The organism is Haloferax profundi (genome assembly GCF_001469865.1).
Classification (GTDB): Archaea; Halobacteriota; Halobacteria; order Halobacteriales; family Haloferacaceae; genus Haloferax; species Haloferax profundi.
Map to the genome: position 1 here is coordinate 1 of NZ_LOPV01000451.1, position 11,630 is coordinate 11,630.

Genomic DNA, 11,630 nt, shown 5'->3' on the forward strand with positions numbered 1-11,630 from the left:
GTTCCCCCTCGGTGCAGGTGACCTCGGCGACAAAGCGGACGCCGTCTCCGCAGTCGCGACAAAACACGACAGCACCCCGCAGCAAATCGCAATCGCGTGGTTGCTCCACCGCTCCGACGTGATGTTACCCATCCCGGGAACCGCGAGTGTGTCGCACCTGCGCGACAACATCGCCGCGTCGCACATCGGCCTCGACGACGAGGACATGGCCCGCCTCGACGAGTGACCATGGAGTTCACCGTCGTTCAGGGCGACATCGCCGCGCAGTCGGCAGACGCCCTCGTGAACGCCGCTGGGACGAGCCTTCGCATGGGGTCCGGTGTCGCGGGCGCACTTCGTCGCGGTGGCGGCCCGCAGTTGAACGAGGCCGCGATGGCGAAGGGCCCCATCGACCTCGGAGAGGCCGCCGTCACCGACGCGTTCGAGTTGGATGCGAAATACGTGATTCACGCCGCCGCCATGCCACACTACGGGGACGGGAGAGCGACCGAAGAGAGCATCCGAGACGCCACGCGGAACGCCTTGCAGGCCGCAGACGACCTCGACTGTGAGTCGGTCGTCGTCCCGGCACTGGGATGCGGTGTCGCCGGGTTCGCCCTCGAAGACGGCGCTCGTCTCATCGCCGAGGAGATTCGGAATTTCGACCCTGACTCGCTGCGTGAGATTCGCTTCATCGCCTACAGCGACGGGGAGTTCGCCACCATCGCTCGGGTTGCAAAGATGCTCTAGTGAGCGTCGACGACGGCGGAACGTACCCGTCGGAATTCGTGACAAATGATTAAACATTCGACCTGCGGTACGAACGTACATGTCTCTCTTGGCAGACAAGACGGCCGTCGTAACTGGCGGCGCAAGTGGGAACGGACGTGCGATTTCGATGGCGTTCGCTCGCGAAGGATGCGACATCGTCGTCGCAGACATTCAGTCTGACCCGCGCGAAGGCGGGACCCCGACACACGAATTCGTCGAGTCGGAGACAGACGCGAGTGCGACGTTCGTCGAGTGCGACGTGACGAACCTCGACCAACTCGCCGCCGCCGTCGATGCGGCGGACGAGTTCGGCGGCGTCGACGTGATGGTGAACAACGCGGGTATCTTCCGGCAACACAACTTCCTCGAAGCGACCGAAGACGAGTACGACCAGTTGATGGACATCAACGTCAAAGGCGTCTACTTCGGTGCACAGGAAGCAGCGAAGAAGATGGTCGACCGCGGCGAGGGCGGGAACATCATCAACCTGTCTAGCGTGGCGGGTCTCCGTGGGTCTGCTGGCTTTTCGACGTATCACGCCTCGAAGGGTGCTGTAAAACTTCTAACCTACGCTCTGGCCGACGAACTCGGCCCGGAGGGTATCAGGGTCAACGCGATTCACCCCGGCCTCATCGAGACGACGATGACCACCGAAGACGTCCCCATCTTTGGAACCGAGGCAGAAGATGACTACATCGAGACGATTCCGTCACGGCGCGAGGGCCATCCCGACGACGTGGCAAACGCGGCGCTGTACCTCGCCAGCGACCTCGCGGACTACGTCAACGGGGAATCGCTCGTCGTCGACGGCGGCATGACCAACACGCTCTGATTGCGGAGTCGACTTCCGCAAACTGTCTTCGTTTTTGCGCCCGAATCGAGGTGTAGAGGAACTGTGCCAGATTCGACTCCGTCACCGACTACCGACCAGTGCCCCGTCTGCTCGACGCCGTACGACTCTGTGTCGATGCACGACCACGGACTGATGGTCAACCTGCTCGACAACACTCGCTACCGGCGGATCTGTTTCGACCCGGTGGAACGTGATGGTCGCCCACACGTCCGATTCTACCACCACACGCACGAACAGGTGGGCGCAGACGAGTGAGGCGCCTCACACAGGAGTTCGGACGACGCGACGCACCTCACTCCACAGTCGGCCCTAACTCCACGGCCGTTCGGTGAACTCTCCGGCCTCGATTTCCCGTTCTATCTCGCGGAGTGTCGCGTCGTCGACGCTCACGAGGTGGCACAGCGGGTGGCCCGGTGCAGCGACTGGATTCTGGAGGACGCCCACGACGAGGCCGGTGAAGGGTGCCGCGACGCGCTTTTCTCTCGTCTTGAAGTGGTCGGAGATGGTGCAGATGGTCTCACCCTCGTGGACGAGTGGGACTTCGCCGTACTGCATCTCGACGAGTCCACCCACGTCGGCGCGAAGCCACGTCTTGTCTCTCGCGGAGTCGATGATGCGCGTCCATCCCGGCCAACTGACGGGAACGTCGGGGAGGACACCGTACTCGGCGAGCACACTCTCGACGCCGTCGAGTGCCCGGTCCACCAGCGCGGGTTGGAATCGGTGGGCGCGACCCATCTCGACGGTAATCGTCGGGATGCCGTCGTTGGTCGCGACGGTCCGCAAGGAACTCGCTTCGGCCTCTCCCGAGAGGATGAGGTTGGCACCGAACGCCCGCGCGAGACGGGCGACGTCGGGGCGAGTCATGTCGGCGCGGACGTGGTACATCGTCGTCCGATTCCGGGTCGACGTGTGGAAGTCGATGCCGATGTCACAGGGTTCGACGAAGTGTCGGTAAATCTGGTTCGCCATTCGCTCTGCGGTGTTGGCCCCGTCCCGACCGGGAAACGACCGGTTCAGGTCGAGGTCGTAGATAGGGATGTAGCGCTGTTGGGCGAGATAGCCGGGAACGTTCGCGACGTGGATGCAGACGAGTGTCCCGTGGATATCCGACGGGTCGTACCGACTCGCCACCTCCTGCATCACCTTCACGCCGTTGAGTTCGTCGCCGTGGAGGGCGGCGTTCATGAACACCGAGGGACCGCCGTGCTCACCGTTGATGATAGTGACCGGTATCTCGACCGGGTCTCCGAGATAGGTTTCGCTAATCTCGTAGCGGAGGTGCCGCACTTCACCCGGGGGGACCTCCGAATCGTAGCGAAACGATTTGGGTTCCATGAGACGGCAAAGGGGAGCGATTGGTAAGAAGATTGACCAGCGGCAGAACTGTCGGTGGTCCCTCTCAGTGTGCTAGTTTACCTCTCTCGAACCCTACGTCGCTCGTATGACCACCCCTCGACTCGAGGACCCAGTCGACGTCGGTGGGTTCACACTCCGGAATCGACTGTACCGCGCACCGTTACTCGAATGCGCCGGCAACGGAGCGGATGCACCCGAGATACTGGCATCCGAACTCGAACCCGCCGCGAAGGCTGGCGCTGGCCTCGTCTGTCAGGGGGCGACCATCGTCAGAGAGAACGGGGGGTGCGCCGCGCCGGGGATGACTCGCGTCTCCGACCCGACGTTCGTCGACTCCCTCCGGACGGTGACGGACCGAATCCACGCCCACGGGTCGGCGATTGCCATCCAGTTGGAACACGGTGGATTACGGAGTATGGAGACGTGGCACGCCGAGTATCGCCGGGAACACCCCACACTTCGGCAACTCGCCGTCTCACGTCCGCCTCGCTTGCTCCGACTCCTCGACGCACTCGGCTTTCTCGACTACGACGCGCACGTGTTGACCACCGAGGAGGTGTACGAACTCGCCGCCGACTTCGGACGGTCCGCGTCGATGGCCGTCGACGCCGGATACGACGTCGTCCACATCGCCGGCGCGAACATGGGCATCGTCCACCAGTTCCTCTCGCCGTTCTACAACCGCCGCGACGACGAGTTCGCAGACGGTGTCCGGTTCCTCGAAGTCGTCGCCGACGAGATTCGAGCGCACGCAGGGGACGTTCCGCTGATGACGAAGGTTCCCGCGGAGACTGCCGCCCCGCCGGGACTTCGCCCCCACTTGACCGAAGACGACGCAGTCGACATCTGTCGCCGACTGGCGGACTACGGATACGACGCGTTGGTCCCCGTCTCGGGGTCCGTGTTCTGGGATGCGAGTATCGTTCGTGGGTCGTTCCCGGCGCGTGCGTGGCGAGACGAACGGTACCGCGAGGGGTACGCGGATGCGTTCGGCGGGCCAGTGCGGGCACGACTCGTCGAACTCGGGAACCGCATCGAAGCGGCGTGGTACGACTTCGACCCGGCGTGGAACGCCTCACTGTGTCGTCGCGTCCGCGAGAAAGTTGCCGTCCCCGTGTTCTGTGAAGGTGGTATCCGCGAGCGAGGCGAAATCGACAACCTCCTCGGAGATGCGTGCGACGCTGTCGGGATGGCCCGCCCGTTCTACGCGGAACCCGAACTTCCGGCGCGACTCCTCGGACCCGACGTGTCTGGGGACACGCGCGTCGTCTGCGAGAGTTGTAACAACTGCGCGGTGCCACAGGTGACGGGTGCGAGCGGTGTCTGCCAGACACCATCGGTTCTGCGCCGAGCGGGTGCCCACAGAAAGGAGGGTTCGTACACCAGAACCACCGAAATCGGTACAGGAGACGACGATGACCCGGTGGGTTAATAAGGCTCTCGCCGGAGTGTCTGCGTAATGGCGCGCGACCGGTCCGCGATGGAGTCGGCCGAACTAACGGCGGTGCTCGACGCGCTCGACGACGCGGACGCACGAGCCATCATCAGAGGACTCGAAGAACCCATGACGGCAAGTGAAATATCAGATACGTGTGACATCCCGCTTTCGACCACGTACCGAAAGTTGGACTTACTCACCGATGCAGCGCTCCTCGCAGAAGGAACGCAGATTCGGGCCGATGGTCACCACGCGACGACGTACGAGGTAGCGTTCGACGAGGTGCGAATCGCCCTCAACGAAGACCGGGATTTCGACGTGGCCGTCGGCCGGCCCGAACAGACGCCCGAAGAACGGATTGCAGATATCTGGACGCAAGTCCGGAGGGAGACGTAGATGGGACACCTGTCCGCGTCGCCGACGGTGACGACGTTCATCATCGTCGTCAAGACGGGAATTCTCGTCCTCGGCGGCCTCATCACCTACTTCAGCTACAAGGCGTACAGACGAACTCGCTCGCCGTCGCTTCGAGCGTTGGCTATCGGGTTCGGAGTCGTCACCTCGGGTGCTCTCCTCGCTGGCGCGTTCGACGTTCTCCTCGCCGTCGACCTGGCGACAGGCGTGCTCATCGACTCGATACTGACACTCATCGGGTTCGCGGTCATCACCTACTCACTCTACGTCGAGTAGCGCTCGTCGCGACCCGCGACCCGCCGCTTTTTCTACGCGTCTCCACCTCTGAGATGCCATACCGTCTCACGATTACTATTGTTCGAAATGTGCAAAACCGTTATTAGGGTGGGGACGATACCGATAGGTATGTCCGACGACGAACTGAACGAAATTCGTCAGCAAAAACGCGAACAACTCGAATCCAAGCTCCGCGGTGACGGCAGTGGTGCCGTCGAGGAAGTCGCCGAAGCACCCTTGGAGCCAATCTACGTAAACGGTGCCGACGAGCTGAACGACGCCGTCTCGAAGTACGACGTCGTCCTCGCCGACTTCTACGCAGATTGGTGTGGTCCGTGCAAGATGCTCGAACCAACCGTCGAGCAACTCGCCGAGAACACCGACGCCGCGATGGTGAAAGTCGACGTCGACGCGAACCAGCAACTCGCCGCGCAGTATCAGGTTCGTGGCGTCCCGACGATGGTCCTCTTCGCCGACGGCGAAGTCGCCGAGCAGATTGTCGGCGTCCGCGGGTACGACGACCTGAAGGGTCTCGTCGACTCCCACCTCGCCTAATCGGAACCCCCGCCTGCGCGCTGACGCGGAGTCCCGGGTGCTCGACGTTCCATCGGCCCATCACCACCACCACCAATCGGCACCCCAGCACGCATCGACGACTCCCCCACCACCACCGCAACCATCACCCCAGCAACCATCACCACCTCTCGTCGGTGCGCGCCTGTCCGTAGGCATCTGCAACGCCACTAACCAGCACACTCGCGTCAGCCCGTGTTGGCGACCCTCCTCCAACTGGGTCGCCACCTCCTCGATTTTCCATCACCATGCAGGGCGGCGTTTACGTCGCCCTTCCACCATCCTCACCTCGCTCTACCAACACAGACACACTCGTGAGTGAAACGGCTCTCACCCGAGGACGTAGTCGAGCGCAGGGTAGCGTTCGACGAGTGGGACGCCGCCGACGCGGTAGCGTTCGACGAACAGGTCGAGGCCGAGGATACGGCCCGCACCGAACGCCGCGATTGCGAGCAAGACGACCATGTAGGTGAGGTTGACGACGCCGTTTTCGATGTTCCAGTTCCCAAGGTAGAACAGGGCCATCATCACCGCACCGGAGAAGGCCGCCAGTCGAGTCGCGACGCCGAAGACGAGGGCGAGACCGATGAACAACTCGCCCCACGGGACGACGACGTTGACGAACTGGACGAACAGGTCGTTCCCACCCAGTACGACGAACAGGTCGGCGACGGGACTTCCGTTTTCGACGACGGAATACAGGAGGTAATTCCGTGCATCGAACCCACTACCGATGTTCTCGACGCCTGAGACGGCGAATGCGATGCCCATTACGACCCTCAGCGCGAGGACGAACCACACGCTGAGTGGGTGTGCCTCTGCGTGGACGGTCACCCCCGCGACGGTACTCTCGAAATCGTTCGTTGCCATGTCACGTACACCCCTAGTCGTCAAGACGCTCGGAAATCCGATATAACGACGGCGTGGTTCTCGCGTCTGAGGAATCGTGACGTATCAACTGAGACTCCGCGAGGTCCGTTTATGTCACACTCGCTCGAAGTTCACCTATGCAACTCGTCGCCGAACCCATCGACATCGGGACGCGCTCTCCCACGGTCATCCTCAACGAGTCGGATGCGGCAGAACTCGGCGTGCACGCCCTCGAACGCATCCAACTCCGGCACGACGACCGAACGACCATCGGTATCGTGGAGTTGACCGACGAACTCGTCTCCGAGGGAACTCTCGGCGTGACACGCCGACTTGGACACATCGAGGGCACCATCGACGTGTCCGTCGCACCCCAACCCAACTCGGTCTACTACATCCGAAAGAAACTCAACGACATCGAACTCGAACGACACGAACTCGGGCGTATCGTCCGCGACATCTACGAAGAACGCCTCGCAGACGTGGAACTCGGCGCGTACGTCTCGGCGACGTACACGAACGGCCTGTCGATGGAAGAGACGCTCCACCTCACCGAGTGCATGGCCGACGTGGGCGAGTCCATCACGTGGGACGAGTCGATAATCGCAGACAAGCACTCTATCGGCGGCGTCGCGGGCAACCGTGTCACCCCGATTCTCGTCCCAATCGTCGCCGCCGCCGGTCTGAAGATTCCCAAAACGTCGTCGAGGGCGGTCACGTCCGCCGCCGGAACCGCCGATACGATGGAAGTCCTCTGCGACGTGGAGTTCTCTGTCGAAGAGATTCGCGACATCGTGGGTGAGACAGGCGGGTGTCTCGTCTGGGGCGGTGCGGTGAACCTCTCGCCCGTCGACGACCGAATCATCCGCGCAGAGACACCGCTTTCTATCGACCCTCGGGGGCAACTCATCGCCTCTGTCCTCTCGAAGAAGAAGAGCGCCGGGTCGACGCACGTCGTGGTCGACATCCCCTACGGCGAGGGGGCGAAAGTCGAGAGTCTCGCCGAGGCGCGTGAACTCGCCGAGGACTTCAACCGCGTGGGGTCCCACCTCGGGATGGCAGTCGAGTGTGCGATTACGAACGGCGTCGCACCGGTCGGGCGCGGCGTCGGCCCAGTCCTCGAAGCGCGCGAGGTACTCGCGACACTCGCGGGTGGCGGCCCCAACGACCTGCGCGTGAAAGCGATTCGCCTCGCCGACCTCCTGTTCGAGTCTGCTGGTGTCGACGCAGACGCCGCTGAAATACTCGACTCTGGGACTGCTCGTGAGACGTTCAGAGAGATTCTCGCGGCACAGAACGGCGACCCCGACGTGGTGGCGACGGACCTCGTCCCCGGCCGACACACGCACACCGCCCGCGCAGACAGAGATGGTGTGATAACCCACATCAACAACCGTCTCGTGAACGAAATCGCCAGACGTGCGGGCGCGCCGAGAGACCCCGCTGCGGGTATCGAACTCCACCACCGGACTGGTGAGATGGCCGCCGAGGGAGAATCGCTCTTTACCATCCACGCGGAGTCACCAGACAAACTCGCGGACGCGGTGGACCTGACCGAACGCGTCGAGATGGTTCGCGTCCGGCACCCCGACGAGGCGCTAGTCGACCGCGTGTAATCCGACCTCGCTGGACGCGTCTCGCAGAACCCACCACCGCAGCGACCTTTTTTCCACTCCACCGACGTAGTTCAGCGTATGGACGAGCGCGTACACCCCGAGGTGCGACGCATCGCGGACGAAATCGACACGATGGAGATTCGCGGTGCGGCGACCATCGCCGACGCGGTGGCCCGTGCCCTCCGGACGCAGGCCCAAGAGAGCGACGCCACCGACCCGGAGGCGTTTCGGGGTGAACTCCGTGCGGCGGCCCGGACGCTCTACGAGACCCGTCCGACCGCCGTGAGTCTCCCCAACGCCCTTCGGTACGTCCTCCGCGGGATGTCGAGCACCACCGTCGAGGGACTCCGACAGAACGTCGTCGAATCGGCAGACGAGTTCTGTGCCCGCCTCGACCGGGCACAGGCCGACCTCGGCCACGTCGGTGCGAACCGCCTCCGCGACGGCGACGTCATCATGACCCACTGCCACTCGACGGACGCCCTCGCGTGCGTCGAAGCCGCAGTCGAGCAAGGAAAACACATCGAGGCTATCGTCAAAGAGACGCGCCCGCGGAATCAGGGGCACATCACGGCGAGAGAACTCCACGAGATGGGCGTCCCCGTGACGCTCATCGTCGACTCGGCGGCCCGGCGCTACCTCAACGACGTGGACCACGTGCTGGTCGGTGCGGACGCCGTCGCGGCAGACGGGAGCGTCATCAACAAGATTGGAACGAGTGGGCTCGCGGTCAACGCCCGCGATAGAGGCACGCCAATCATGGTCGCCGCACAGACACTCAAACTCCACCCGGGAACGATGACTGGCCACACCGTCGATATCGAGATGCGAGACACGGACGAGGTCATCGACGACGAGACGCTCACGGAGTTGGGGAATCCGACCGTCAAGAATCCGGCGTTCGACGTGACGCCCCCGCGCTACGTGGACGCCATCGTCACCGAACGCGGGCAGTTCCCGCCCGAGAGCATCGTCATCTTGATGCGCGAACTGTTCGGCGAAGGGACGACCGAACCGTGGGTCGAACCATAGTCACTCGACACCACACTCGTCGGCGACAGCAGACATGACCTTCATCTCCGCTTTCCTGAGGTGCTCTGCCGCAGTTCCCGCTGAACAACCGAGTCTGTCTGCCACTTCTGAGACGGTTCCTTCGCGCGGCTCTCGATAGTAGCCGCAGGCGACTGCTTCGTCGACCGCCTCTCGTTGGCGACGCGAGAGGGTTGGGGCAGAGAGCTCTGTTTCACCAGCGTACTGTCGAACCTGGAGCACTTCTACGTCGATACCGTCCGGCGTCTCGTCGACTGCCGACTGCAAGGCGGTGGTGGTGCCGACGACAGTGACCTGAATCGACCCGTCGCCGTCGAAGACGACCGGCGGGACGACGACGAGACCGTCCTGCGTGAACGCGGTCGTCTGCTCGGCGGCCGTCACGTCGAGTCGGTCCTGAACCGAGAGATAAAACGTCTCACCACCCGTCGGAACCACCTCGTACGACAGAACGGACGGACTCGCGTCGAGTGCGTCCCGATACGCCTCGACGTCGGTCCCGACGACTTCGAAGATGATGGTGTTCACCTCACTGACAGCGGGGTTCCAGTGGAGCAATCGCGTCTGCTCGAACGCTTCGTGTTCGACCACAAATGCGTGCATCGGGTGCATCTGTTCGTCGTCCGGGTGGAGACGTAGCCGAAGCGATTTCATGTGAGTTAGTTGACCACACTTCTCAATAAATACCCGCCGCACCAGTGAGGCAGAACGCCGAACCGGTTCGTGAACGAACACTAGCGTATCGAACCCGGTATGTCATCCAATCCTCCACAGGTGTCATCGACGGTGATGTCGCTTCCCGACCGACTCCGACGCCACGTCGGTGACGCTATCGTCGACCTCGACACGCACGTCCACGCCCCAGAAGTGACGATTCGCCCCGACGATGTGCAGGCGGTCCTCTCGACACTGCGAGACGAACTGGGGTTCGACCACCTCTCGTGTGTGACCGCACAGGAGTACGAAGACCGCTACGAGTCTGTCTACCACCTGAAGTCGTACGACGACCCGACACACGAACTGAGTGTCGTCGTCCCCACGTCTCGGTCAGAACCGGTCAGTGAGTCTGCTGCCCCCGTCTTTCGCACAGCGGCGTGGCACGAACGCGAGGCCTACGACCTCGTCGGTATCCAGTACGAAGACCACCCGGACCTTCGCCGCATCCTCCTCCCCGAGACGTGGCAGGGACATCCACTCAGCCGCGACTACGACCAACAGCGGCCACAACTCGTCAGGTACGACGAGAACGCGAACCCGCTACACAAAGACGGGTGGGCCGAGGACAACACGATGCTCCTCAACATCGGGCCGCACCACCCGGCGACCCACGGCGTGATGCACCTCCAGGTGGTCCTCGACGGCGAGCAAGTCGTCGACGTGGAACCCGACATCGGCTACATCCACCGCTGTGAAGAGCAGATGTGTCAGCAGGGAACCTACCGCCACCAGATTATGCCGTACCCCGACCGCTGGGACTGGGGCGGTGCCGGCCTCCTCAGCGAGTGGGCCTACGCGCGGACCGCAGAGGCACTCGCCGACGTCGAGGTGCCCGAGTACGCGCAAGTGATTCGGACGATGGCGGCCGAGTCGAGTCGCATCCTCTCGCACATGCTCGCCGTCGGGGCCTACGCACTCGACGTCATCGGCGACTTCACGGCGACGTTCCAGTACGCCCTGCGTGACCGCGAACTCGTCCAGAACATCCTCGAAGACCTGACCGGCCAGCGATTGATGTTCAACTACTTCCGTCTCGGTGGCGTCGTCTGGGACCTCCCCGAACCGCGCGAGGAGTTCTTCGAGAAGATTCGGACGTTCGTCGACGGCCTGCCCGCGAAACTCGAAGAGTATCACGACCTGCTGACGGCGAACGAGATTCTGCAGGCCCGGACGGTCGATACGGGTGTCCTCCCACCGGACGTCGCCAAATCCTACGGCGTCACCGGTCCCGTCGCCCGCGGGTCTGGCATCGACTACGACCTTCGCCGCGACGACCCCTACGGCTACTACGACGAACTCGACTGGGACGTCGTCGTCGAAGAGGAGTGCGACAACTTCGCGCGCCTGCTCGTTCGACTCCGAGAGGTCGAGGAGTCTGCAAAGATTATCGACCAGTGTGTCGACCTGCTCGAAGACTGGCCAGAAGACGAGCGGACGATTCAGGCGAACGTCCCTCGGACCATCAAACCGGCAGACGATACCGAGGTCTACCGCGCTGTCGAGGCGGCAAAAGGTGAACTCGGCATCTACATCCGTGCCGACGGGACGGACAAACCGGCCCGGTTCAAGATTCGTGGCCCCTCGTTCTCGAACCTCCAAGCGCTTCCGGAGATGGCCGAAGGTGAGTACATTCCGGACCTCATCGCTTCGCTCGGGAGCCTCGATACGATTATGGGCGAAGTCGACCGGTAATGCCGAACAGGAGGCCGACCGG

Annotated in this window: 14 protein-coding genes; 11 read left to right on the forward strand and 3 right to left on the reverse strand. The window is 63.0% G+C overall.

The genetic code is table 11. From position 1 onward, the window contains the following. From AUR66_RS15145 to AUR66_RS15160, 4 genes are all read left to right on the forward strand, one after another. Nucleotides 1-226: aldo/keto reductase (locus AUR66_RS15145; RefSeq protein ID WP_197409804.1), on the forward strand; the 226-nt coding region annotated here is incomplete at its 5' end. A gap of 2 nt (nucleotides 227-228) precedes the next feature. Next, nucleotides 229-729 (forward strand): macro domain-containing protein, encoded by a 501-nt coding sequence (locus AUR66_RS15150; RefSeq protein ID WP_058573105.1) that lies wholly within the window; start codon nucleotides 229-231, stop codon nucleotides 727-729. Nucleotides 730-808: 79 nt separating this feature from the next. Next, nucleotides 809-1,582, forward strand: coding sequence for an SDR family oxidoreductase (locus tag AUR66_RS15155; RefSeq protein ID WP_058573106.1), 774 nt, complete (start codon nucleotides 809-811; stop codon nucleotides 1,580-1,582). A gap of 63 nt (nucleotides 1,583-1,645) precedes the next feature. Next, nucleotides 1,646-1,858 carry a hypothetical protein gene (locus AUR66_RS15160; RefSeq protein WP_058573107.1) on the forward strand — a complete coding sequence of 71 codons (213 nt, stop codon included), beginning with the start codon at nucleotides 1,646-1,648 and terminating at the stop codon, nucleotides 1,856-1,858. A gap of 54 nt (nucleotides 1,859-1,912) precedes the next feature. Here AUR66_RS15160 and AUR66_RS15165 read toward each other — a convergent pair whose 3' ends face one another. Then, nucleotides 1,913-2,941, reverse strand: a complete 1,029-nt coding sequence (locus tag AUR66_RS15165) for a succinylglutamate desuccinylase/aspartoacylase family protein (RefSeq protein ID WP_058573108.1) — start codon at nucleotides 2,939-2,941, stop codon at nucleotides 1,913-1,915. Nucleotides 2,942-3,047: 106 nt separating this feature from the next. Here AUR66_RS15165 and AUR66_RS15170 point away from each other — a divergent pair, with 106 nt between their 5' ends. From AUR66_RS15170 to trxA, 4 genes are all read left to right on the forward strand, one after another. Next, nucleotides 3,048-4,394, forward strand: a complete 1,347-nt coding sequence (locus AUR66_RS15170) for an oxidoreductase (protein ID WP_058573109.1) — start codon at nucleotides 3,048-3,050, stop codon at nucleotides 4,392-4,394. A 27-nt stretch (nucleotides 4,395-4,421) separates the two neighbouring features. Beyond that, nucleotides 4,422-4,796, forward strand: a complete 375-nt coding sequence (locus tag AUR66_RS15175) for a helix-turn-helix domain-containing protein (protein WP_058573110.1) — start codon at nucleotides 4,422-4,424, stop codon at nucleotides 4,794-4,796. Then, nucleotides 4,797-5,090, forward strand: coding sequence for a DUF7521 family protein (locus AUR66_RS15180; protein WP_058573111.1), 294 nt, complete (start codon nucleotides 4,797-4,799; stop codon nucleotides 5,088-5,090). 129 nt (nucleotides 5,091-5,219) lie between these two features. Next, nucleotides 5,220-5,645 carry a thioredoxin gene (trxA, locus tag AUR66_RS15185; RefSeq protein WP_058573112.1) on the forward strand — a complete coding sequence of 142 codons (426 nt, stop codon included), beginning with the start codon at nucleotides 5,220-5,222 and terminating at the stop codon, nucleotides 5,643-5,645. A 348-nt stretch (nucleotides 5,646-5,993) separates the two neighbouring features. On the opposite strand, the gene AUR66_RS15190 is transcribed toward trxA, so the two are convergent. Then, nucleotides 5,994-6,533 carry a DoxX family protein gene (locus AUR66_RS15190; protein ID WP_058573113.1) on the reverse strand — a complete coding sequence of 180 codons (540 nt, stop codon included), beginning with the start codon at nucleotides 6,531-6,533 and terminating at the stop codon, nucleotides 5,994-5,996. Nucleotides 6,534-6,670: 137 nt separating this feature from the next. Here AUR66_RS15190 and AUR66_RS15195 point away from each other — a divergent pair, with 137 nt between their 5' ends. Further along, nucleotides 6,671-8,149, forward strand: coding sequence for an AMP phosphorylase (locus tag AUR66_RS15195; protein WP_058573114.1), 1,479 nt, complete (start codon nucleotides 6,671-6,673; stop codon nucleotides 8,147-8,149). 78 nt (nucleotides 8,150-8,227) lie between these two features. Further along, nucleotides 8,228-9,181: a ribose 1,5-bisphosphate isomerase gene (locus AUR66_RS15200; protein WP_058573115.1), complete on the forward strand. Its 954-nt coding sequence runs from the start codon at nucleotides 8,228-8,230 to the stop codon at nucleotides 9,179-9,181. On the opposite strand, the gene AUR66_RS15205 is transcribed toward AUR66_RS15200, so the two are convergent. After that, nucleotides 9,182-9,853, reverse strand: a complete 672-nt coding sequence (locus AUR66_RS15205) for a helix-turn-helix domain-containing protein (RefSeq protein WP_058573116.1) — start codon at nucleotides 9,851-9,853, stop codon at nucleotides 9,182-9,184. Nucleotides 9,854-9,952: 99 nt separating this feature from the next. Between AUR66_RS15205 and AUR66_RS15210 the strand changes: the two genes are divergently transcribed. Then, nucleotides 9,953-11,608 (forward strand): NADH-quinone oxidoreductase subunit D, encoded by a 1,656-nt coding sequence (locus AUR66_RS15210; RefSeq protein WP_058573117.1) that lies wholly within the window; start codon nucleotides 9,953-9,955, stop codon nucleotides 11,606-11,608. The last annotated feature ends 22 nt before the right edge of the window (nucleotides 11,609-11,630 follow it).